The organism is Zoogloea sp. JDB1 (genome assembly GCF_056724025.1).
Window position 1 is genome coordinate 3,073,465 of sequence record NZ_CM161496.1, and the last position, 21,821, is coordinate 3,095,285.

Annotated in this window: 26 protein-coding genes and 1 pseudogene; 7 read left to right on the top strand and 20 right to left on the bottom strand. The window is 64.6% G+C overall.

From position 1 onward, the window contains the following. The first annotated feature begins 26 nt into the window (after positions 1-26). Both AC1PPK_RS13785 and AC1PPK_RS13790 read left to right on the top strand, forming a co-directional pair. On the top strand, positions 27-725 hold the full coding sequence (locus tag AC1PPK_RS13785) for a ComF family protein (protein ID WP_481118218.1): 699 nt from the start codon (positions 27-29) through the stop codon (positions 723-725). A 33-nt stretch (positions 726-758) separates the two neighbouring features. Beyond that, positions 759-1,223, top strand: coding sequence for a tRNA (cytidine(34)-2'-O)-methyltransferase (locus AC1PPK_RS13790; RefSeq protein WP_481113625.1), 465 nt, complete (start codon positions 759-761; stop codon positions 1,221-1,223). Between the two features lie 21 nt (positions 1,224-1,244). On the opposite strand, the gene AC1PPK_RS13795 is transcribed toward AC1PPK_RS13790, so the two are convergent. Genes AC1PPK_RS13795 through AC1PPK_RS13820 form a run of 6 tightly spaced genes read right to left on the bottom strand, consistent with a single transcriptional unit; the run spans position 1,245 to position 4,232 of the window. Then, entirely contained in the window at positions 1,245-2,225 is a 981-nt protein-coding gene (locus AC1PPK_RS13795) for an NAD(P)H-dependent glycerol-3-phosphate dehydrogenase (RefSeq protein ID WP_481113626.1), read from the bottom strand. A 5-nt stretch (positions 2,226-2,230) separates the two neighbouring features. Beyond that, on the bottom strand, positions 2,231-2,683 hold the full coding sequence (locus AC1PPK_RS13800) for an SH3 domain-containing protein (RefSeq protein ID WP_481113627.1): 453 nt from the start codon (positions 2,681-2,683) through the stop codon (positions 2,231-2,233). Next, positions 2,683-3,147, bottom strand: a complete 465-nt coding sequence (secB, locus tag AC1PPK_RS13805; protein ID WP_481113628.1) for a protein-export chaperone SecB — start codon at positions 3,145-3,147, stop codon at positions 2,683-2,685. The genes AC1PPK_RS13800 and secB overlap by 1 nt, the downstream gene beginning before the upstream one ends. A gap of 50 nt (positions 3,148-3,197) precedes the next feature. Continuing rightward, entirely contained in the window at positions 3,198-3,467 is a 270-nt protein-coding gene (gene grxC, locus AC1PPK_RS13810) for a glutaredoxin 3 (RefSeq protein WP_481113629.1), read from the bottom strand. 4 nt (positions 3,468-3,471) lie between these two features. After that, a complete protein-coding gene (locus AC1PPK_RS13815) occupies positions 3,472-3,879 on the bottom strand; it encodes a rhodanese-like domain-containing protein (protein WP_481113630.1) in 408 nt (135 codons plus the stop codon). 32 nt (positions 3,880-3,911) lie between these two features. Continuing rightward, positions 3,912-4,232: an ArsR/SmtB family transcription factor gene (locus AC1PPK_RS13820; RefSeq protein ID WP_481113631.1), complete on the bottom strand. Its 321-nt coding sequence runs from the start codon at positions 4,230-4,232 to the stop codon at positions 3,912-3,914. A gap of 206 nt (positions 4,233-4,438) precedes the next feature. Here AC1PPK_RS13820 and AC1PPK_RS13825 point away from each other — a divergent pair, with 206 nt between their 5' ends. Genes AC1PPK_RS13825 through AC1PPK_RS13835 form a run of 3 tightly spaced genes read left to right on the top strand, consistent with a single transcriptional unit; the run spans position 4,439 to position 7,124 of the window. After that, on the top strand, positions 4,439-5,851 hold the full coding sequence (locus AC1PPK_RS13825) for a S41 family peptidase (protein ID WP_481113632.1): 1,413 nt from the start codon (positions 4,439-4,441) through the stop codon (positions 5,849-5,851). Positions 5,852-5,873: 22 nt separating this feature from the next. Beyond that, complete coding sequence (locus AC1PPK_RS13830; RefSeq protein WP_481113633.1) at positions 5,874-6,329, top strand: hypothetical protein; 456 nt, start codon at positions 5,874-5,876, stop codon at positions 6,327-6,329. 45 nt (positions 6,330-6,374) lie between these two features. Then, positions 6,375-7,124 carry a HesA/MoeB/ThiF family protein gene (locus AC1PPK_RS13835; protein WP_481113634.1) on the top strand — a complete coding sequence of 250 codons (750 nt, stop codon included), beginning with the start codon at positions 6,375-6,377 and terminating at the stop codon, positions 7,122-7,124. Here AC1PPK_RS13835 and AC1PPK_RS13840 read toward each other — a convergent pair. The 9 genes and pseudogenes from AC1PPK_RS13840 to AC1PPK_RS13880 form a co-directional block, all read right to left on the bottom strand. After that, entirely contained in the window at positions 7,116-8,081 is a 966-nt protein-coding gene (locus tag AC1PPK_RS13840) for a sterol desaturase family protein (protein ID WP_481113635.1), read from the bottom strand. The genes AC1PPK_RS13835 and AC1PPK_RS13840 overlap by 9 nt on opposite strands. 11 nt (positions 8,082-8,092) lie before the next feature. Next, positions 8,093-8,836, bottom strand: coding sequence for a polysaccharide deacetylase family protein (locus AC1PPK_RS13845; RefSeq protein ID WP_481113636.1), 744 nt, complete (start codon positions 8,834-8,836; stop codon positions 8,093-8,095). Further along, positions 8,836-9,795 (bottom strand): YVTN family beta-propeller repeat protein, encoded by a 960-nt coding sequence (locus AC1PPK_RS13850; protein WP_481113637.1) that lies wholly within the window; start codon positions 9,793-9,795, stop codon positions 8,836-8,838. The genes AC1PPK_RS13845 and AC1PPK_RS13850 overlap by 1 nt, the downstream gene beginning before the upstream one ends. A 107-nt stretch (positions 9,796-9,902) precedes the next feature. Beyond that, complete coding sequence (ribD, locus tag AC1PPK_RS13855) at positions 9,903-10,991, bottom strand: bifunctional diaminohydroxyphosphoribosylaminopyrimidine deaminase/5-amino-6-(5-phosphoribosylamino)uracil reductase RibD (protein ID WP_481113638.1); 1,089 nt, start codon at positions 10,989-10,991, stop codon at positions 9,903-9,905. Positions 10,992-11,004: 13 nt separating this feature from the next. Further along, positions 11,005-11,484 (bottom strand): transcriptional regulator NrdR, encoded by a 480-nt coding sequence (gene nrdR, locus AC1PPK_RS13860; RefSeq protein ID WP_481113639.1) that lies wholly within the window; start codon positions 11,482-11,484, stop codon positions 11,005-11,007. Positions 11,485-11,516: 32 nt separating this feature from the next. After that, on the bottom strand, positions 11,517-12,767 hold the full coding sequence (glyA, locus tag AC1PPK_RS13865) for a serine hydroxymethyltransferase (protein WP_481113640.1): 1,251 nt from the start codon (positions 12,765-12,767) through the stop codon (positions 11,517-11,519). Between the two features lie 93 nt (positions 12,768-12,860). Beyond that, entirely contained in the window at positions 12,861-13,514 is a 654-nt protein-coding gene (locus AC1PPK_RS13870) for a methyl-accepting chemotaxis protein (RefSeq protein WP_481118219.1), read from the bottom strand. Positions 13,515-13,730: 216 nt separating this feature from the next. Beyond that, positions 13,731-14,900 (bottom strand): annotated as a pseudogene (locus AC1PPK_RS13875) (Cache 3/Cache 2 fusion domain-containing protein); the annotation flags it as partial. Positions 14,901-15,005: 105 nt separating this feature from the next. Continuing rightward, positions 15,006-15,644 (bottom strand): histidine phosphatase family protein, encoded by a 639-nt coding sequence (locus AC1PPK_RS13880; RefSeq protein ID WP_481113641.1) that lies wholly within the window; start codon positions 15,642-15,644, stop codon positions 15,006-15,008. A 204-nt stretch (positions 15,645-15,848) separates the two neighbouring features. Here AC1PPK_RS13880 and AC1PPK_RS13885 point away from each other — a divergent pair, with 204 nt between their 5' ends. Then, positions 15,849-16,439 carry a TRAP transporter small permease subunit gene (locus AC1PPK_RS13885; RefSeq protein ID WP_481113642.1) on the top strand — a complete coding sequence of 197 codons (591 nt, stop codon included), beginning with the start codon at positions 15,849-15,851 and terminating at the stop codon, positions 16,437-16,439. Next, entirely contained in the window at positions 16,436-17,944 is a 1,509-nt protein-coding gene (locus AC1PPK_RS13890) for a TRAP transporter large permease (RefSeq protein WP_481118220.1), read from the top strand. The genes AC1PPK_RS13885 and AC1PPK_RS13890 overlap by 4 nt, the downstream gene beginning before the upstream one ends. 79 nt (positions 17,945-18,023) lie before the next feature. On the opposite strand, the gene AC1PPK_RS13895 is transcribed toward AC1PPK_RS13890, so the two are convergent. Genes AC1PPK_RS13895 through AC1PPK_RS13915 form a run of 5 tightly spaced genes read right to left on the bottom strand, consistent with a single transcriptional unit; the run spans position 18,024 to position 21,719 of the window. After that, on the bottom strand, positions 18,024-19,319 hold the full coding sequence (locus AC1PPK_RS13895; protein ID WP_481113643.1) for a dihydroorotase: 1,296 nt from the start codon (positions 19,317-19,319) through the stop codon (positions 18,024-18,026). A gap of 14 nt (positions 19,320-19,333) precedes the next feature. Beyond that, positions 19,334-20,293 carry an aspartate carbamoyltransferase catalytic subunit gene (locus AC1PPK_RS13900; protein WP_481113644.1) on the bottom strand — a complete coding sequence of 320 codons (960 nt, stop codon included), beginning with the start codon at positions 20,291-20,293 and terminating at the stop codon, positions 19,334-19,336. After that, positions 20,286-20,786 (bottom strand): bifunctional pyr operon transcriptional regulator/uracil phosphoribosyltransferase PyrR, encoded by a 501-nt coding sequence (gene pyrR / locus AC1PPK_RS13905; protein WP_481113645.1) that lies wholly within the window; start codon positions 20,784-20,786, stop codon positions 20,286-20,288. Before pyrR ends, AC1PPK_RS13900 begins: the two co-directional genes overlap by 8 nt. After that, positions 20,773-21,201: a Holliday junction resolvase RuvX gene (gene ruvX / locus AC1PPK_RS13910; RefSeq protein WP_481113646.1), complete on the bottom strand. Its 429-nt coding sequence runs from the start codon at positions 21,199-21,201 to the stop codon at positions 20,773-20,775. The genes pyrR and ruvX overlap by 14 nt, the downstream gene beginning before the upstream one ends. After that, positions 21,198-21,719, bottom strand: a complete 522-nt coding sequence (locus AC1PPK_RS13915) for a YqgE/AlgH family protein (RefSeq protein ID WP_481118221.1) — start codon at positions 21,717-21,719, stop codon at positions 21,198-21,200. Before AC1PPK_RS13915 ends, ruvX begins: the two co-directional genes overlap by 4 nt. Positions 21,720-21,821: the final 102 nt, after the last annotated feature.

The window sequence follows — 21,821 nt, forward strand, 5'->3', positions numbered from 1 at the left end:
GAAGGGGTCTGGACTTGTCAAATCAAGTGCTTGGATGGCGGGCCTGGCTGGAGGTCGGGGCGAACATCCTTTTTCCGCAGCAATGCTTCGCATGTGGTGCGCCAAGCGGTAGCGAGGTGTTGTGCCCGGTTTGCGCGGCTGGGTTGCCCGGCGCGGACCTTGCCCGCTGCCCTTGTTGCGCCTTGCCGGTTCCGGACGGGCTGACCTGCGGCAATTGCCTGCGTGAGCCGCCGCCCTTCGAGCGGACCCTGGCGGCTCTCGATTACGGTTTTCCGGTGGATCGTCTGGTGCACGCGCTGAAGTACGGCCACCGGCTGGCGGTCACGCGATTGTTCGTGGACCGGATGGCGGCGATGGCGGTTCCGCAAGCGGATCTGGTCGTGCCGCTGCCACTGCATGCGTCCCGCCTGCGTAGCCGAGGCTTCAATCAGGCTGCCGAGCTCGGGCGTGCATTGGCGCGGCAGTGGGGCATTCCTTTTGTCTGCGATGGCATCGAGCGCGACGTGAACACCGCGCCTCAGGCTGGCCTGTCGTGGAAAGACCGGGCCGCCAACGTGCGTGGCGCGTTTCGCGTGACAACCAAGGTCGAAGGGCTGCGCGTGGTGGTCGTGGATGATGTGATGACCACCGGCGCGACGCTGGCCGAACTGGCGCGGACCCTGAAAGGCGTCGGCGCACGCAGCGTGGAGAACCGGGTGCTGGCCCGCACTCCGCCGCCGGGTTGATCGCTCCGCGCCGGGCGGGCACAATCCGCGCCCATGTTCCACGTCGTCCTTCATCAGCCGGAGATCCCTCCGAATACCGGCAACATCATGCGCATGTGCGCCAATTCCGGCGCCCGTCTGCACCTCGTCAAACCCCTCGGCTTCACGCTAGAAGAAAAGCAGCTGATCCGCGCCGGCCTCGACTATCGGGACATGGCGGTGGTGACGGTCCATGAGGACTGGCCGACCTGCAAGGCTGTTTTGGCGGGGCGGCGTTTTTTTGCGCTGACATCCCATGGCGGCCGCAACTACGCGGATGTGCCCTTCGAGGCGGAGGATGTGTTCGTTTTTGGTTCGGAGTCCCGCGGTTTGCCGCCGGAACTGCACGCGGAATTCACCGACGACCGCCGCCTGCGCATCCCGATGCGTCCCGGCAACCGCAGCCTGAATCTCTCCAATGCGGCGGCCGTGGTGGTCTATGAGGCGTGGCGTCAGACGGGGTTTGCCGGCGGCGCCTGAGCGCGCCGGTAGCGCTGCAGCTTATTCCTGCTTGGGGTCGCGGGCGAGCAGCTGCTCCACTGCGTCCCGTGCCGACAGCGTGCCGCGGAGGACCTGATCGACGGCGCTGGTGATCGGCATGTCCACGCCCAGGCGTTCGGACAGCGCGGCAACCTCGCGGGTCGTGCTGACACCTTCGGCCACATGCCCGAGCGCCGCCAGGATGTCCGGCAAACTCTTGCCCTCCGCCAGCAGCAGGCCGACACGGCGGTTGCGGGACAGATCGCCAGTGCAGGTGAGCACCAGATCACCGAGCCCGGCAAGGCCCATGAAGGTGTCGCGGCGGCCGCCGAGGGCGATGCCCAGGCGGGTGATCTCTGCGAGGCCACGAGTGATCAGTGCTGCCCGTGCATTGAGACCGAAGCCCATGCCGTCGGCCACACCGGCGGCGATGGCCATCACGTTCTTGACCGCGCCGCCCACTTCGGCGCCGACGACGTCGTCGTTGGCGTACAGGCGCAGGCGGTTGTCGTGCAGGGCGTGGACCCAGTAGCGGGCGAATTCGACGTCATTGGCGGCGATGGTGACTGCTGCGGGCAGGCCCTGGGCTACTTCGGCGGCAAAGCTCGGGCCGGTGAGCACGCCACAGGCGGCGTTTGCACCCAGCTCTTCGGCGACGATCTGGTGCGGCAGTTTGGCGGTGCCCGCTTCGAGGCCCTTGCAGGCCCATAGCAGGGGCGTGCTGGGGGCAGCGATCTGCAGCGCGCGGGCCGTGGTGCGCAGGCCGGCGAGTGGCGTGACCACCAGGTGCAGGTCGGCTTGCGCGGCCTCCTGCAGATCGTCGGACAGCTGCAGGCCGGACGGCAGTGGGATGCCCGGCAGGTAGCGGCGGTTCTCGCCGTCGCTGCGCATGGCGGCGATCTCGGCGGATTCGCGGCTCCACAGGACGACGTCGTTATTGCGGGAGAAGGCGAGGGCCAGGGCGGTGCCCCAGGCGCCGGCCCCGAAGACGGCTATGCGCATGGCGCTCAGAGTCCCCAGACTTGATTGGCGCGGATGAAACCGACGGTGCCGTCCCGATGCTTGACCTTGACCCAGCCGTCGACCGGCTTGTCGGCCAGCTCCAGGACCACGTCCTTGACGGCTTCGAAAGCCAGCGGCGCGGCGCCATCAGGCTTTTGCCGGATGTCGGCACGGGCGGCGGTGACGATGACGGTGCGTTTTTCGGACAGCTGGCGACGTTCCAGCCACAGCATGCTGCCGGCGGGTTCGCGCACCTTGACCCAGCGGTCGATGTTTACGACGGCTTCGACCGGGGTGTAGCGCTGGATGACGAACATGGGCTTGCCCTGCTTCGACGGCGCATCGTAGAGGATGGCCGGTTCGGCGAGGGAGCGGAAGTCCGAGGCGCCGGCCTGCGCCGCCGCAAGGGCGAGGGGCAGGCCGAGCAGCGCCGCGGTGATGGGGCGCCGCAGCATCATTACTGGATGGGAACGTCGGTGCCGGATTGCTGGGCCGCTTCGCGGTTCTGCTGGAACAGGGCCTCGAAGTTCACCGGAGCCAGGATCACGGGCTGGAAGCCGGCACGGGACACGGCGTCGGACACGGCTTCGCGGGCGTACGGGAAGAGGATGTTGGCGCAGCCGATCATCATGATGGGCTCAAGGTCCTCCGCCGGTACGTTGCGGATCTGGAAGATGCCGGCCTGGGCCACTTCAACCAGGAAGACGGTCTTGTCGCCGGGCAGCTGGGCGGTGACGGTGACGGTCAGAGCAACTTCGAAGATGCCTTCGTCCACCGCGTTGCTCTCGGTGCGCAGCTGGACGTTGATCTGCGGGTTTTCACGCTCGAGGAAGATCTGCGGTGCATTCGGCACTTCCAGGGACAGATCCTTGACGTAAAGCTTTTCGATGGAGAAGACGGGGTCTTGCGTGGTGTCGGCCATGTTGATTTTTCCGGTTGTGAAATGGGTTGAACGGATGGTGGTCGCGTGGTTCAGCTGGGCTCGCCGCGCAGCAGGGGGTCGAGCTTGCCTTGGTGGTCGAGGGCAAACAGGTCGTCACAGCCGCCCACGTGGTAGTCGCCGATGTAGATCTGCGGCACGGTCCGCTGGCCGGTGCGCTCCATCATCTCGTCGCGGCGGACGGGGTCGAGGTCGATGCGGACCTTCTCGATGTTGGTCACGCCCTTGCGGCGCAGCAGGCCTTCGGCGCGGACGCAGTACGGGCACACCGCGGTGGCATACATCAGGATTTTCGGTTGCATGGCGTCACTTCTTCTTTTTGCTGACCGGCATGCCGGCCTCGGTCCATGCGGCAATGCCGCCTTCGAGATTATGTACCTGAGTGAAGCCCGCCTTGCGTAGGACATCACAGGCCGACGAGGAGCGGCCACCGGTCTGGCAGTTGAGGATAACAGGCTTGTCCTTGAATTTTTCGAGCTCGGCCAGCCGGTTGGGCAGGTCGCCGAGGGGAATGTGGCGCGCGTTGAGCAGATGGCCTGCGGTGTATTCGCTTGCCTCGCGGACGTCAATCACGATGGCATCTTCGCGGTTGATCAGCTGGGTGGCTTGGGCGGGCGAAATGCCGCGGCTGCCACGCAGGGATGTGGCGAGAAGAAGGCTGCCGCTGACGGCAGCCAGCGCAGCCCAGTACCAGTTGTGCTGGAGAAATTCCACTGAAAAGCTCCGGTTGGGATGAATGGGGCAGTTTATTCGGCGTCTTCGCCGCAGAAGACTTCGCGCATCATCGCGATCAACTGCAAGGTACGAGGATCTCCGACCCGGTAGTAGACGCGGTTGGCGTCCTTGCGGGTCAGCAGTACGTCCTTGTCCCTGAGGATGGCGAGATGCTGGGAGATGTTGCTCTGGGAGGTGCCGACGGCTTCCACGATGTCCTGCACGCAGACCTCTTCACCCCCGATCACGCAAAGAATCTTGAGTCGCAAGGGGTGGGATATCGCCTTGAGCGCCCGGGCGGCTGTTTCGATGTGCTCCTGCTTGGCGATGAGGTCGATAGTTCTGGCGTTCACGAAGTCGAAGGTTTTTATATACCTAATATTATAAAATAGCATTTTTTCGCACCCCGGTGCGGGTGTCGGGGAATCGAGACCCCGCAGGGCGGCGCGCGCTGCCGGGGAACCTTTCCGGTTTATACTCATCTCGATACGCAGAACAACCCGTTCGCGGGAGTGGATGGCGTTTGAACGGGGGTAGCCCCGCGCCTGACGGAGACTTTATGCGCAGCAAACTGCAGCAAGCCGGCCTGGTATTCACAGGGTTGTGTGCCGGGATTCTCATCAGCCTCAATTTCTCGGCAAATGCGGACAAGGCAGCCCTCGCGCCATTGCCGGTCGAGGAGTTGCGCAATCTGGCGGATGTCTTCAACGCCATCAAGCAGGGTTATGTCGAGCCGGTCGAGGACAAGAAGCTGATCACCTATGCGATCAGCGGCATGCTGTCCAATCTCGATCCCCATTCGGCCTACCTGGACGCAGAGGCCTTCAAGGATCTGCAGGTCGGTACGCAAGGCGAATTTGGCGGTCTTGGCATCGAGGTCGGTTCGGAGGACGGTTTCGTCAAGGTGATCTCGCCGATCGAGGATACGCCGGCATTCCGGGCCGGTATCAAGGCCGGTGACCTGATCATCAAGCTCGACGATATGTCGGTGAAGGGCATGTCGCTTAACGACGCGGTCAAGCGCATGCGTGGCAAGCCCAAGACCAATATCGTTCTGACCATCGCCCGCAAGGGAGAGCCCAAGCCCATCGTCGTCACGCTGATGCGGGAGGTAATCAAGGTCCAGAGCGTCAAGTCCAAGCTGGTGGAGCCAGGGTATGGCTATGTGCGCGTCGTCCAGTTCCAGGAGCAGACGGCGGCGTCCCTGGTTCAGCATCTCGAACGGCTGGTAAAGCAGAGTAGCCTGAAGGGGCTTGTCCTCGATCTGCGCAACGATCCGGGTGGCTTGCTCAATAGTGCCATCGGTGTATCCGCGGCCTTCCTGTCGCCGCAGGCTTTGGTTGTATCCACCGATGGTCGTACCGACGACGCCAAGCGCAAGTATCTGGCCATGCCGGACGATTACCTGCGTGGCTCTCGCGACGACTACATCAAGAATGTGCCGGCCCCCATCAAGACGGTGCCGATGGTGGTGCTGGTCAATGGCGGCTCCGCGTCGGCATCGGAAATCGTGGCGGGTGCGCTGCAGGATCACAAGCGTGCCGTGGTGATGGGTACCCAGAGTTTCGGCAAGGGCTCGGTGCAGACCATCCTGCCGCTCAACAACAATGCGGCCATCAAGCTGACCACGGCGCGCTACTTCACGCCGAGCGGCCGTTCGATCCAGGCGAAGGGCATTTCACCGGATATCGTCGTGGAAGAAACGCCGAATGGTTCGTCCCGTGATCATCTGCGGGAGGCGGATCTGGAGCGCCATCTTTCCAATGGCAAGGAGCCGGATGTCGTCAAGATGGATTCGCCCGCTGCGCCGAAGAAGGATGTGCCGGCCAAGGGGCGTGACAAGGACAACAAGTCGAAGGATGACGACGAACTGAAACCACCGTTCGAGATTGCCGGCAAGGACGACTATCAACTGGCCCAGGCGGTGAATTTGCTCAAGGGACTGCAGATCCTCCAGAATAGCGGCAAGTGACCATCTTGCCGGAGGTTCGATCATGCGACGCGAGACTGCTTACAAGCTGGCCGGACGGAAGCATGGTAGTCCGGCGCATCACGCCGCCGCTGGCCTCGTGAAATGTCGGGAGATCCGTTTCAAGGATCTCCCGACTGGTCAAATAGAGCAGGCGCGGCGTTCGCTTGCGGCGCTGGCGGGGGTGAAGGTCGAGGCCGGGCGTGACATGCTGTCGTTGACCGTGCACTACAACGTGCTCGATTACACCCTCGAGCGTCTCGAAAATGCACTGTCCGACGCCGGCTTTCATCTCGATCGTCCCTTGCTGGTCCGTCTGCACCGGGCGCTGATCTACTACGTGGAGGAGACCCAGGTGCATAACCTGCGCTCTCCGGAACGGCTGATCAAACAGTCCCACGAGGTTTACATCCATGCCTACGCGGCCCATCCGCACGGCGACCACGACGATACGCCGCCCGATTTGCGCGATTTCAAATGATTCCGGGCCGTTGGCCCGGACTATCTCTCTCATCCCCATTCAGTCATGAACGACGAACAGCTGCTGCGCTATTCGCGCCATATCCTGCTTCCCCAGATCGGCATCGAAGGGCAGGATGCCATCGTTGCCGCCCGCGTGCTGGTTGTCGGCGCCGGGGGGCTTGGCTCACCGGCTGCCATGTACCTGGCGGCTGCCGGTGTTGGGACGCTGGCGCTGGCAGATGGCGATACGGTCGATCTGACCAACCTGCAGCGGCAGATCCTGCACAGCCAGGAAGGCGTTGGGCGTCTCAAGGTTGAGTCTGGCAGCGACACGCTGGCGCGCTTGAATCCGGAGGTCCGCGTCTTGCCCATCGGCCGGAGGCTCGAGGGGGGGGAACTGGAGGCCGAGATTGCTGCCGCGAACGTGGTGCTCGACTGCTCCGACAACTTCGCCACCCGCCATGCCATCAACCGGGCCTGTGTGGCCCTCCGCAAGCCGCTGGTGTCGGGTGCTGCTGTGCGCTTCGATGGCCAGGTGTCGGTGTTCGACCTGCGGTCCAACGACAGCCCGTGCTACCACTGCCTGTTTCCGGAAGGCGAGGACGTGGAGGAGGTGCGCTGCGCGGTGATGGGCGTGTTCGCTCCGATCACCGGTATTGTTGGTGCCGTGCAGGCAGCCGAGGCGCTCAAGCTGCTGGTGGGGTGCGGCGAGACCCTGACGGGCCGCTTGCTGCTGCTCGACGCGCTGGCGATGGACTGGCGGACGATCCGGCTGGGCCGCGACCCAGGCTGCGCGGTGTGCGCGTCACGCTGAGTTCCGTGTGTTGTTTCGCTTGAACAAGGCGTTGACGAATTGCTTCAGACCCAGTTTCTGCTGTTGCCAGAAATCGTTGCGGGCAGCGATCTCTGTCGGCGTTTTTTCGTGGATGCCGGTCGGCGGGATGTCGTCCTGCAGGTAGAGGGTGCCGAATAGCATGTCCCACACCGGCAGCAGGATCGCGAAGTTACAGCCGTAGCGGAAACGCGGGTCGGCTGGCAGGTCAAGTGCGTGGTGCCAGCGGTGGTAGAGAGGGCCGACGATCAGCCTTTCTCCAACGGGGCCGAAGCGGAGGCGGGTGTTGGTGTGGGACAGGTTTTCCACCAGCCGCAGGGCGATCAGCAGGCCGAGGAAGTGGCCCGGCGGCACGCCGATCAGCAGGGACAGGCAGGCGAACCAGACGCCGGCGATCAGGTCGTCGAGCAGGTGGTTGCGGGAGTCCGTCCAGAAGGACATCTGCCGCTGGGAATGGTGGATGCCGTGCAGTGCCCACCACCAGCGGCAGGTGTGCGAGAGGCGGTGGCGCCAGTATTCGGCAAAGTCGAGGATCACCAGATAGATCAGGAAGCTGGCCAGCGGGTGGTAGTCGAGGGTGGGCAGCCAGTCCTCCAGCTGATGCGGAATGATGTCGTGAAAGCGCAGCCAGCCTTCCAGTTCGCTGAAGCCAGGCGCCAGCAGGATGAACACCGCGAGCGGAACGATGCCCAGGCGATTGAGGATGGAGTAGAACACGTCTACGCGAACGGCCCCGCGCTCAGCCCACTTTTCAGCTGGCCACAGGGCTTCCAGCGGTCGTAGTAGTACAAAGGCGGCGCTGAGTTCGATGGCGCCGAGCAGGACGAACTCGACGCTGTCGAAGCCCATTTCGGCGTAGCTCGCCAGTCCGACTGCGAACAGCAGCGGTTGTACCAGGGTGTCGAAAAGCCAGCCCTGGGTGCGGACGAAAAGGTCCACCAGCCAGTCCATTACGGCGTGCTCACTGTGGCGAAGCAGAAGCCGCGAGCCTTGAGTCCGGCGATCAGCGGATCCAGCATCGGCGCAAAGGGATCCTTGCGCGACCAGATGCCCAGATGGGCGAGCAGCACATCTCCGTCCTTGATGTTGGCCAGCGCCCGTTTGAGTAGGGTTTCGTTGGGATAGGCCCCGGAGGGCAGTTCGTCGCCGAGGAAGCCAGCCGCCGACCAGCCCACGTGCCGGTAGCCGCATTGTCTTGCCGCTTTCAGCGTGAAGGGCGTCGTGTGGCCGCCGGGCGCGCGCCAGATCGGGTCGAGGTGGCGGCCGGTGAGTTCGGCGAAGCGCTCGTCCGGCTGCTTCACTTCCGCGCAGATCTGTGCCGCATCGAGTTTTTCGCGCTGCCCGTCCATCAACTGGTAAACCACGCGGCCATCGTCGAGATCCTTGCGGAATGCGCCGTGACGCCAGGTGTGGCTGCCGAAGGCGTGCCCTTCCGCCACGCGTGCCTTCCAGTACGGGGCCCAGGATGCGTCAAGGGCCATGTCGCCGCGGCTGGTCTTTTCCTGAGCAACGAAGAAGGTCACCTTGATGTGATGCTTCTGCAGGATTTCGGCAATCGGTTCCGCGTAGCGCATGTTGCCGGTGTCGAGCGTGAGGTAGACCGTGCCCTTGCAGGACGCCTCTCCGGCGGCGGCTGTGTGAGCCGCCGACGCTGCGATGAGCACCAAGGACAGCATTAGGCGCCGGATATGCATCACCGCCTCGCCGCGTGCTTGAGAAAGAACACGCCGTGGGGTGAGCGCCCGACGGGGATGGAGCGCGACACCGCCTTCTGCTCCAGGTCCAGCACCTGCACCTTGCGGGCAAAGCGCGCCGTAGCCCACAGTTCCTTGCCGTCGGCGCGGATCTCCATGTCGTCGGGGCCGCCGGGAACGTCATAGTGTTCGACCTCGCTGAGGGTCTGTGTGTCCACCAGGGAGATGCTGCCCTTCATGCTGCGGTTCGATACGAAGACGTGGCGCCCGTCACCGCGCGCCAGGAAGTTGTGGGCGGCTTTGTCCGTGGTGATCTTCTTGATGGACTTGCGCGCCCGCCAGTCGATGACCTCCACGTAATCGGCGCCCATGATCGCCACCAGCAGGTACTTGTCGTCAGGCGTCATGTAGATGCCAGCGGGGGTCGGGCCGACGCTCATCTTCCAGACCGGTTGCTGCGTCTTGAGATCGATGGCGAGGATCTCGTCGGATTCCTGCAGCGTGACGAAGACGTACTGGCTGGCCTTGTCGAAGGCCATGTGCGAAGGCGTCTTGGCGGCGGGGACGCGGGCGACCAGAGAGAAATCGGCGGCCTTGTAGAGATCGACCCGGTCCAGGCGCAGGGAGTTGGCGACGAACCACTTCTTGTCCGGCGAGAAGCCGAGCTGGTAGGGGTCGGAGATGTTCTTGACGCGCTTCTGTTCCTGGCCCGTGCGGGGGTCGAAGAAGACCAGTTCGTTGGAGATCGCACAGGCGACGATCACCGAACTGTCGTCCGGTGTCGCCATCAGGTGGTGGGGTTCCTTGCAGGCCGGGATACGGCCGGTTTCCTTGTAGCTGGCCGTATCGATGAGGCTGACGTTTTCGTCCCCCGAGTTCAGGACGAGCGCTGTCTCTGCCCAGGCAGGGGCTGCCAGACAGGCGAAAATGACGGAGCCGATCAGGCGTGCAGGCTTCATGGAGCGGTCGTGTTGCGGATATAGGGAGTTAACGGCTCGAATGCTCGCACGTTGACCGCTCCGACCAGCGCCGGCGTGATGAGTTTTGTGTCAGCGTGGTGCCCAGTTCAGACTGGGCGGGCGACGATCCGCAAATCGCGGCCGACCTGGCGGACGTCGCGGAAGGCGAGCTCCCGCTTGTCGGCCAGGTTGCTCAGTGCCGGCAGGTTGAACAGGCCACGGGCATCGTCTCCGGCAAGGGAGGGGGCGAGATAGAGGATCAGCTCGTCTACGCAGCCTTCCCTAAGCAGGGAGCCGTTGAGCTTGAAGCCGCTTTCGGCCAGCACTTCGTTGATGCCGCGCTGGCCGAGTTCGGTCATCAGGGCGGGAAGATCCACCTTCCCGCCGTTGTTAGGCAGGATCAGCACGTCGGCGCCCCGGTGCTGCAGTGCCGCGATGCGCTCGGCATCCTTGACGGCACCGGCCACCAGCACCCGGCCGCCGTCGAGAATCTTGGCGTTGAGCGGCGTTTCCAGGCGAGCGTCCACGATGATGCGCAGGGGCTGGCGTTCAGTGGGGATCGCGCGGACGTTGAGCTGCGGATCGTCGTCGCGCACGGTGCCGATGCCGGTGAGCACCGCGCAGGAGCGGGCGCGCCAGCGGTGCGCGTCGCGGCGGGCGTCGTTACCGGTGATCCATTGGGAGACGCCGTTGTTCAGTGCGGTCTTGCCGTCCAGCGTGGCGGCAGCCTTCAGGCGCAGCCACGGGCGGCCGCGGGTCATGCGTGAGATGAAGCCGATGTTGAGTTCGCGGGCTTCGTGTTCCTGCACGCCGGCGACGGTCGCAATGCCGGCGTCGCGCAGGCGAGCCAGACCGCGCCCGGCAACCAGCGGGTTCGGATCTTCCATCGCGGCGACGACGCGGGCCACGCCCGCATTGATCAGCGCATCGGCGCAGGGCGGCGTGCGGCCGTGGTGGGAGCAGGGTTCCAGCGTCACGTAGGCGGTGGCGCTACGAGCCTGTTCGCCCGCCATCGCGAGGGCGTGCACTTCTGCGTGGGGCTCGCCGGCACGTACGTGCCAGCCTTCGCCAACGATCGCGCCGTCGCGCACGATGACGCAGCCGACGCGGGGATTCGGGGTGGTCGTGAACAGTCCGCGCTCAGCCAGTTCGAGGGCGCGGGCCATCCACCGGTAGTCGTCGGCGGTGGCGCTCATGGCAGTGGAACCTTCAGGAAACCTTGGGAGGGCGGCCGCGGGGCCGGGAGGTGACTTCGCGGATGACTTCCGAGAATTCGTCCACGTCGGCAAAGGCGCGGTAAACCGATGCGAAGCGGATGTAGGCGACTTTGTCGAGCTTCTTGAGCTCGCGCATCACCAGCTCGCCGATGCGCTCGGAGGCGATCTCGCGCTCGCCGGATGCGAGGAGCTTGGCCTCGATGCGGTCGACGGCGGCTTCGACGTTTTCGGCGGTGACGGGCCGCTTGCGCAGTGCCAGTTTCAGGCTGCCGAGAAGCTTGTCGCGGTTGAAGTCGGCACGGCTGCCGTTCTTCTTGACCACCTGCGGCATCTTGAGGTCGATGCGCTCGTAGGTGGTGAAGCGTTTGTCGCAGGACAGGCAGCGACGGCGGCGCCGTACGGTGTCACCGTCCTCGTTTTCACGGGTGTCGGTGACCTGCGTATTGTCGGCGCCGCAGAAGGGGCAATGCATGGGCTAATGCGCGTCCCTGTCGCTGGTGCAGCTTAGGCGCCGTACACCGGGAACTTGCGGCACAGCTCGGAAACCTTGGTGCGCACGTTCTCGATGGTGGCTTCGTCCTTCGGATTGTCAAGCACGTCGGCAATCAGGTGGGCGATGCGCTCGGCTTCGATCTCGGTGAAGCCACGGGTGGTCATCGCCGGGGAGCCGATACGGATGCCGGAGGTGACGAAGGGCTTCTGCGGATCGTTGGGGATCGAGTTCTTGTTGACGGTGATGTGGGCGCTGCCGAGGACGGCTTCGGCTTCCTTGCCGGTGATGTTCTTGGACTGGAGGTCCACCAGGAACACGTGGCTTTCGGTACGGCCGGAGATGATGCGAAGGCCGCGCTCTTCACCGAGGACGCGGGCCATCACGCGGGCGTTGGCGATGACCTGTTCCTGGTACTGTTTGAACTCGGGGCCGGCGGCTTCCTTGAAGGCGACGGCCTTGGCAGCGATGACGTGCATCAGCGGGCCACCCTGCAGGCCCGGGAAGATGGCGGAGTTGATTGCCTTCTCGTGCTCGGCCTTCATCAGGATGATGCCGCCGCGGGGGCCGCGGAGGGTCTTGTGGGTGGTGGAGGTCACCACGTCGGCGTGGGGAACCGGGTTCGGGTAGTAGCCGGCGGCGATCAGGCCGGCGTAGTGGGCCATGTCCACCCAGAAGATGGCGCCGATTTCTTTGGCGATCTTGGCGAAGCGCTCGAAGTCGATGCGCAGCGAGTAGGCGGAGGCGCCGGCGATGATGATGCGCGGCTTGTGCTCGCGGGCCAGCGCTTCCATCTTGTCGTAATCGATCTCTTCCTTCTCGTTGAGACCGTAGGCAACGACGTTGAACCACTTGCCGGACATGTTCAGCGGCATGCCGTGGGTCAGGTGGCCGCCTTCGGCGAGGCTCATGCCCATGATGGTGTCGCCGGGCTTGGCGAAGGCCATCAGGACGGCCTGATTGGCCTGGGAGCCGGAGTTCGGCTGGACGTTGGCGGCTTCGGCGCCGAACAGGGCCTTCAGGCGGTCGATGGCCAGCTGCTCGGCCACGTCCACGTGCTCACAGCCACCGTAGTAACGCTTGCCCGGATAACCTTCCGCGTACTTGTTGGTGAGCTGGGAGCCCTGGGCTTCCATGACAGCTGCACTGACGTAGTTCTCGGAGGCGATCAGTTCGATGTGATCTTCCTGACGGCGGTTTTCGGCCTCAATGGCCTGCCAGAGTTCGGGGTTGACCTTGGCGAGGGTATTTTGCTTGGAAAACATGGCGATCCAGGTGGACTTGAGTCAAAAACGGAGTTTAACACGGCACCTCGGGCTTGCCGAAAGCTGCCGTGTCCATAATCGTGACTGGTAAGGTCAGATTCGGAAGTGGCCGACCTTGGTTTCGAGGTCGGCGACCAGTTGTTCGAGATTCGTCGTCTGCTCGTGGGTACGGCGGGTGATCTGGTTGTTCTGCGCCGCCATCTGCGCGATACGCTCGACGCCTTGGGCCACGTCCTGACTGGAGGTGCTCTGGGCGCGGGTGGTGTCGGCAATGTCGTTGACCGCGGCAGTGGTGCGGACGCTCTCGCGGCGGATTGTCTCCAGCATGGCACCCGATTCGGTAGCAAGGCCTACGCCGTCGCGTACGCCCGCGGTGACGCCCTGGATCATCGTGACGACGCGCTGGGCTTCGCTCTGCACCTCGGTCACCGTCACCGAGATCTCGCGGGTTGAGTTGGCGGTGCGCTCAGACAGCTTGCGCACCTCATCGGCGACCACCGCGAAGCCGCGTCCGCTCTCGCCAGCGCGGGCAGCCTCGATGGCGGCGTTGAGGGCGAGCAGGTTGGTCTGCTCGGCGATTTCGTTGATCAGCTTGCCGATATTGGAGATTTGCGCCGAGCGTTCGGACAGCTGGCAGACCGCCACCGCGGCCTCGTCGATCTCGCTGGCTATCCGTCCCATACCGTCGATGACGCTGTGCACGCGGCCGCTCCCTTCGTCCGCATGAACTTGGGCTTGCTGCATCATGTCGCGGGCGATGGCGGCGCTGTCGGAAACGTGGGTGACGCTGACAGCCAACTCCTCTATGGCCGTGGCAAGGCCGGCGGCGGCCTCGCTCTGCGCGGTGGTGCTATTCACCACCTCGTCCGAGCCCTGACGCACGGCGCGAGCGGCATCACGGACGGCGTTGCCGGTGCGCATCACATCGCCGATCAGCGTGCCGATCTGGCGCGTGGTGGTGTCGAGGGAATGGGCGATCAGGTCCAGTTCGTTGCGACTGTCGGCGGGGGCGTCGGGGAAGCGTACGGTCAGGTCGCCGTGGCCGATGCGTCGGGTGGCCTCCAGCACTGCGTGGATAGGGGCGAGGCGATTGTGGGTGATGAAGTACAGCACCACTGCCAGCAGCAGGGCACCGCCTATGCACAGCGCGATCAGGGTGTTGCGCAGGCGGCGCGCTTCGACGGTGAATTCGTCGATGAAGCTGCCGGTGGCGACGATCCAGCCCCAGGATGGCGCCGTCTCGAAGACCACCATCTTGGGCTCGGTTTCGGGGCCGCCCGGGGTGCGCGACCACTTGTAGGTCATCGCACCCTGCTTGCGGCTGATCTGCTCCTCGACGATGCGGGTCAGGGCCGGGTTGTTGATCTCGCCGATCTGGCGGCCGCCGAGGCTGGGGTGATAGACCAGTTCGCTCTTGGCTGTCTCGTCGGCCGGGGCCAGCACGTAGGCGTAGCCGCTGCTGCCGGACTTGATTTCGGCGAGGGCCTTGAACAGACGTTCCATGTCGCCGCTGATGTCTACGCGGGTGGACAGGGCGCCGACGACCTTGCCGGTGGTGTCGGTCAGCGGCTCGATCGCCGAGATGTAGTACTTGCCGTTGCGCTTGACCACGCCGGTATAGCTCTGGCCTGCCAGCAGCGCTGCACTCTCCCTGCTGTTGCGGGGCAGGGTGCTGCCTTCGGCGCTGCTGCCGTCCTTGTTCTTCAGCAGCGTGGCGGCGCGCACGAAGTCGTCGCCGGAGCGCAGCAGCAGGGCGGGGTCGGCGTCGATCTGCTGGCGCAGGGACTCCAACAGTGCGGTGTTGCTGTTGAGAGTGCGCTCGTTGGTATGTACCACCGGTACGTCGTAACTGCCGGCCTTGACAGTCTCCGGGCCGATGCGCAGTGTGCCGAGGACCGTTTTGAGGCGGCTGGCACCCCGGCCGGCATGGGCGATCGCGTTGCCATGGCTCAGTTCTAGCATGCGGACGATGCCCGTCACCTGGTGGGTGAGTTCGTCCTCGGTTTTGGCCAGTGCAGCGTTCTCGGCGAAATAGGTCGTGAAGGCGATTAGAGCGCCGAATATGACGAGGCTGACCAGCGCCGCGGCAAGGGACAGTTGATGGACGAGGGATTGGCGGTTGAATCTAGGCATGACGGGACTCCTGCCGGTTCGCGCCCCGGACGGGCTGCGTGCTCGTCCGGGGCATCGGCGGAGTCCCGGGAAACTTTAGGGTTTCCCGATGATGAAGTGCTGAAATCAGGCGTTGTTGAGTTCGTCCAGTGCGCTGTCCAGGTGGCGTTGCTCGCCCCAAGAGATCAACGACCAGCTGTTGCCATCATGGCCGATCCAGTTGAGCGCGGCATTCGGGATGGTGAAGTCCCGCGGGGTTTCCAGCGGTTTGCCGGCGGCCAGGCGGTGGGCGATGTCGAGCACGCCGCCGTGGGTGACGACCAGCACCGTGCCACCCCGGTGGGCGTCGGCAATGGCGTTCAGCCTGTCGTGGATGCGGCGCGCAAACTCCCGCAGGCTCTCGCCGCCCTCAGGGAAGGCGAAGTCCGGATCGCGGGTTTCAAAACGGTGGTACTCGGCCGGAAATTGCGCGCGGGCTTCGTCGTAGGTGAGGGCCTGGAAGACGCCGTAGTGGCGTTCGCGCAGCCCTGCGTCGAGGGTCAGGCTGAGACCGTTGAGGGTAGTCACGGCCTCGGCCGTCTGGCGGGCGCGGGTGAGGTCGGAACTGTAGGCGGCGTCGAAGCGCTCGCCGGCCAGGCTGGTCGCGGCGGCCTTGGCCTGGATCAGACCGTGATCGTTGAGGGGGATGTCGATGTGGCCCTGAAGGCGGCGCTCAGTGTTCCAGGGCGTCTCGCCGTGGCGAACCAGGCAGATACGTGTAGACATTGCTGCAATGCGGGAGAGGGTGAACAGAAAGCCAATTATCTCACGTAGCGGAGGGGTGTTGCGCCGCACACTCGCCGGGCGGGTCACGGATATCACGCGGCCGAAGTGTGAGCACAGAGCCAATCTCGCCGATAATCTGGAGCCAAAGAACATGGGCTGCGCCTTGTGGGGCGTGCCTTTCATACGCTAAAGGAGACGCGGGACGTGCACGCCCTGCTCAAGACTTCAGGCCTCATCGATGCCCTCACGGAGCGTGTCGGCAAGGCAGCGACCTGGCTCGTACTGGTCGTCACCCTCGTCAGTGCCGGCAATGCCTTTGTGCGTTATCTGTTCAATTTCAGCTCCAACGGTCTGCTGGAGGTCCAGTGGTATTTGTTTTCGGCGGTCTTCCTGCTGTGCGGGGGGTACACGTTGTTGAAGAACGAGCACGTGCGTATCGACGTGGTGGCGGGACGGTTCTCGCCAAGGGGGCAGGCCTGGATCGACATCGTCGGGACGCTGTTCTTCCTTGCGCCGATGGCGGTGGCGGTGCTCTACCTGTCGTGGCCAATCTTCGTCGAGTCCTACAGGGTCGGCGAACAGTCGTCGAACGCCGGTGGGCTGCTGGTGTGGCCGGTGCGGGCGCTGGTGCCGGCGGGCTTTGCGCTGCTGGTGCTGCAGGGTGTTTCCGAGCTCATCAAGCGGGTGGCCTTTCTGCAAGGGCTGATCGGTGATCCGAATGCCAAGCCGCAGGCGGCCACACCCGAGAGCGAACTGGCGCAGGCCATCGAGGCACAGCGTGGGGGGCGGAGCTGATGGCGTTCATCGCTGCCAACATGGCGCCCCTGATGTTCGGGGCACTGATCCTGTTCCTGCTGTTCGGCTATCCGGTGGCCTTTGCGCTGGCCGCCAACGGCATCGTTTTCGGCCTGCTCGGGATTGAACTGGGGCTGCTCACGCCATCCCTGTTCCAGGCGCTGCCGGACCGGATCTTCGGGGTGATGTCCAACGACACCCTGCTGGCGATCCCGTTCTTCACCTTCATGGGCCTGATCCTCGAGCGTTCGGGCATGGCGGAGGATCTGCTCGACACCATCGGCCAGCTGTTCGGGCCGGTACGTGGAGGCCTGGCCTTCGCGGTGATCTTTGTCGGCGCGATCCTCGCCGCGACGACGGGCGTGGTGGCGGCTTCCGTGATCTCGATGGGCTTGATCTCCCTGCCGATCATGATGCGCTATGGCTACGATGAGCGCCTGGCATCCGGGGTGATCGCGGCCTCTGGCACGTTAGCCCAGATCATCCCGCCGTCCCTGGTGCTGATCGTGATGGCCGACCAGCTCGGCCGCCCAGTGGACGACATGTACCAGGGGGCGCTGATCCCGGGCCTGCTGCTGACGGCCTTCTATGCGGCCTATGTGGCACTGGTGGCGATATTCCGCCCGGGGTACGCGCCAGCCTTGCCGGCGGAGGCGCGCACGCTGCGCGGTGTGCGTCTGCTGCTGCGGGTGCTGACCACGCTGGTGCCGCCCCTTCTGCTGATCTTCCTGGTGCTCGGCACGATCTTTCTCGGCATCGCTACTCCGACGGAGGGCGGTGCGATGGGGGCCTTCGGTGCATTGGTGCTGGCTGTGCTGCGGCGTCGCCTGGGCCTCCCGCTGTTGCGCCAGGCGATGGAGAGTACGGCCAAGCTGACCACCTTCGTGGTCTTCATCCTGGTCGGTGCGCGGGTGTTCTCGTTGACCTTTTACGGTGTGGAGGGCCACCTGTGGGTCGAACACTTGCTTACCGCGTTGCCGGGGGGGCAGGTTGGTTTTCTGATCGCGGTGAACCTGCTGATCTTCGTACTGGCCTTCTTCCTCGATTTCTTCGAGCTGTCCTTCATCATCGTGCCGCTGCTGGCGCCGGTGGCCGAGAAGCTCGGCATCGATCTGATCTGGTTCGGCGTGTTGCTGGGCGTGAACATGCAGACTTCGTTCATGCACCCGCCATTTGGTTTTGCATTGTTCTTCTTGCGTTCCGTCGCACCACCGTCGATCAAGACCGCGCACATTTATTGGGGCGCGGTGCCCTTCGTTCTGATCCAGATCCTCATGGTGGTGTTGGTCATCCTGTTTCCGCAGTTGGTGACGATGGGCCTGGAGAAGCAAGACAAGGTCGATATCGACCGGATCGAGATCGTCGTACCGACCGACGGCATGCTGGGCGACGAACCGGTGCAGTTCGACGAGGCGCCAGCGGAGCCGGATGGGATTCCGGTGCCGGCGGATGACCAGGAGGCCGTGCGGGCAATCGAGAAGGCTTTGCACGGCGAGCTGAAGTAGGGGAGGGGGCTGCCGCCGGAAATGACAGCGGCGCCCGCAGGCGCCGCTGTTGCCGTGGCTGTGTCGTTTCCGACCCGCCTCAGTTCTTGCCGTATTGGCTGGCGTCGTACATCAACGAGCCTTCGACAAAGGTATAGCGCACCTTGCCGGGCAGTTCGAGGCCGAGGAAGGGGGTGTTCTTGCCCTGGCTCTTGAGCATGCTGCGGGTGATCAACTGGTGGGCGTCGGCATCGAAGATGCACACGTCGGCGCGGGCGCCAACGGACAGGTGGCCACCCTTGGCGATGCCGGCGATTTTGGCGGCCTCCGAGGTGATGCGGGCGACGGCCTCGATCAGTGGCAACTGGTGCTCCTGCGCCCACTTCAGCGTGAGCGGCAGCAGCAACTCGAGGCCGGTGGTGCCGGGCTCGGACTCGCTGAACGGGGCCTGCTTGGCATCGTCGTCCACCGGCGTGTGGTCCGAACAGATCGCGTTGATGCGGCCGTCGGCCAGTGCCTTGGACAGTGCGAGGCGGTCGCGCTGGCCGCGGAACGGCGGTACCACGTGGCAGTGCGGGTTGAAGTAGCCGATGTCCAGGTCGCTCAGGTGCAGGTGGTGGGCGGCCACGTCGCAGGTGACGTCCACACCGTCGGCACGGGCCTTCTCGATCAGATCAAGGCTCTCGGCACAGGACACGCGGGTGATGTGCAGGCGGGCGCCGGTCTGGCGGGCCAGGCGCAGGTAGGTGTACAGCGCGACGATCTCGGCGCTGGCCGGGATGCCGGGTAGACCCAGGCGGGACGCGACCTCGCCGTCGTGGGCGACGCCGCCTTTCGACAGGTAGGGGTCAAGCGGCTGCAGCCACACACGGAAGCCGAAGGTGGCGGCGTACTGCATGGCGCGGGCCAGCACGCGGGTGTCGAGGATGGGCACGTTGGCCTGGCTGAAGGCCACGCAGCCGGCCTCCACCAGCTCGGCCATCTCGGACAGCTGTTCGCCCTTGAGGCCGATGGTCAGCGCGCCGACCGGGTAGACGTGGGCGCGGTTGAGCTTCTTGGCCCGGTAGCACAGCATTTCGACGAGGCCGGGCTCGTCCAGTACCGGGTCAGTATCGGGCGGGATGGCCAGGCTGGTGATCCCGCCAGCCATCGCGGCGTCCATTTCGGATTCCAGCGTGGCCTTATATTCGAAGCCGGGCTCACGCAGTCGAGCTGCCAGATCGATGAGGCCGGGGGCGACCACGTAGCCGGTGGCGTCGACGGTCCGGGCGGCAGTGAAACCTTCAGGCGCGGTGCCGACGCCGACGATCTTGCCGTCGGCGATGAAGAGGTCCTGGAGGGCGTCGATCTTGTTGGCCGGATCGATCAGGCGGCCATTCTTGATATGGATGGTCATCGTGGGAATCCGGTTCAGTGGCTGCCTAGCATGCTCATCACGGCCATGCGGACCGCGATGCCGAAGGTGACCTGGGGCAGGATGACGGCCTGGCCGCCGTCGGCCACGGCGGAGTCGATTTCGACGCCACGGTTCATCGGGCCCGGGTGCATCACGATGGCGTCGGGCTTGGCTAGCGCCAGCTTCTCGGCGGTGAGGCCCCAGACTTTGAAGAATTCCTGCGGGCTGGGCAGTAGCGCGCCGTTCATGCGTTCGTTCTGCAGGCGCAGCATCATTACCACGTCCACGCCCTTGAGGCCTTCTTCCATGCTGTGGCAGACGCGCACGCCCATCTTCTCGACATCGGTCGGGAGCAGGGTCTTGGGGCCGATGACGCGTACTTCGGGCACGCCGAGGGTCGTCAGCGCGGCGATCTGGGAGCGGGCGACGCGGGAGTGCAGCACATCACCGACGATGGCGACGGTGAGGTTGTGGAATTCCTTCTTGTAGTGCCGGATCGTGTACATGTCCAGCAGGCCCTGGGTCGGGTGCGCGTGGCGGCCGTCTCCGGCATTGACCACGTGGATGTGGTCGCGGCCGGTGTTCTCCAGGTGCTGGGCGATCAGGTAGGGCGCGCCGCTGGATTCGTGGCGCACCACGAACATGTCGGCCTGCATCGCACAGAGGTTATCCACGGTGTCGAGCAGAGTCTCGCCCTTCTTCGTGGACGAGGTGGACACGTTGAGGTTGATGACGTCGGCGGACAGACGCTTGGCGGCGATCTCGAAGGTGGTGCGGGTGCGCGTGCTGTTCTCGAAGAACAGGTTGAAGACGCTCTTGCCGCGCAGCAGCGGGAGCTTCTTGACCTCGCGCTCGGCCACCTCGGTGAACGGGGCGGCGGTATCGAGGATCTGGGTGATGATGCCGCGGGGCAGGCCGTCGAGGGTCAGCAGGTGCTGCAGCTCGCCGTGCTTGTTGAGTTGGGGATTACGCATGGATCAGCCTCAGGGTGAGGGCGCCGGAGTCGTCGCGCTCAAGTTGGAGGTTTTGCCCGGCCGGCAGGGGTTCCGGCAGGGTGAGGGCACAAAAGCTCGCGGCGATGGGCAGTTCGCGTCCACCGCGATCGATGAGCACGGCCAGGTCCACGCGGGACGGGCGGCCGTAGTCGAAGAGTTCATTGAGGGCCGCACGGGTGGTGCGGCCGGTGTAAAGCACGTCGTCAACGATGACGATGTGGGTGTCTTCCACGTCGAAAGGGATCTTGGAGCCTTGAGGCTGAGGGTGCAGGCCCTTGGCTGAATAGTCGTCTCGGTAGAAGCTCACGTCTATGCTGCCCAGCGGTTGGGACAGGCCCAGCAGCGCGTGCAGGCGCTCGGCCAGCCACACGCCGCCGGTGTGGATGCCGACCAGGCAGGTGGCGGGAGAGACGTGGGGGCGCATCGATTCGGCCAGTGCGCCGATGAGCTGTTCGGCTTCAGGAAGCTGCATGTTTGGCACTTTCGAAGTACTGGAGCAGGATGATCTGGGCGGCTGCGGAATCCAGTCGCGGCTTTTGCTTGCGCCAGCCATGGTGGCCGGCTTCGGAGAGTCGTTCTTCCGCTTCGGCGGAGGACAGGCGCTCGTCCACCAGGGCCACGGGCAGGCAGTAGCGGCCATGGAGCTGGTTGGCGAAGCGGCGGCAGCGGGCTGTCATGGCGTGCTCGGAGCCGTCCAGGTGGGTTGGCAGGCCAACAACCAGGGACGCGGGTCTCCACTCGGCCAGCAGTTTTTCAATGGCGGCAAAGCGGGCGGCGTTGGCTTCCTCGGCAATCGCGGTGAGCGGGTGGGCATGGCTGGTTTCAGTCTCTCCCACTGCCACCCCGATGCGTGCGAGGCCGAAATCAAAGCAGAGGACAGTACTCACGCGTGGCCGGCGGTGTCGGACAGTTGGGCGAAATCGATGCCGAGCAGCTGCATGGCGGCGGCCAGGCGTTCCTCAGGGGGCAGGTCGAAGACGATGCTCAGGTCGGCCGGCACGGTGAGCCAGGCATTCTGCGCCAGCTCGTGCTCGAGCTGGCCGGCGGACCAGCCGGCGTAGCCAAGCGCGACCAGCACTTCGGCGGGCTCGCCGTCAGCGGCGAGGGACTGCAGCACGTCGCGGGAACTGGTGAGACCGATGTCGTCGCTGACCTTGAGCGTCGAGTGCCATTTGCCGGCCGGGCGATGCAGGACGAAGCCACGGTCTGACTGCACGGGGCCACCGAAATAGACCGGTAGATCGGCAAAGTCCGGCTGCTCGAACGGAATGTCGATGCGTTCGAACAGTGTGGACAGGCGCATGTCGGTTGGCCGGTTGACGATGACGCCCATTGCGCCGTTTTCGTTGTGCTCGGCGATGTAGGTGAGCGTGCGCGTGAAGTTCGGATCGGCCATGGCAGGCATGGCGATCAGAAAATGATCGGTGAGGTTGATGGTCGTCGTAGTCACGGGCGTATTTTAAGCCGAGGTCGGGAATGTAGGGAGATTATGGCGGCAAATTTGAGG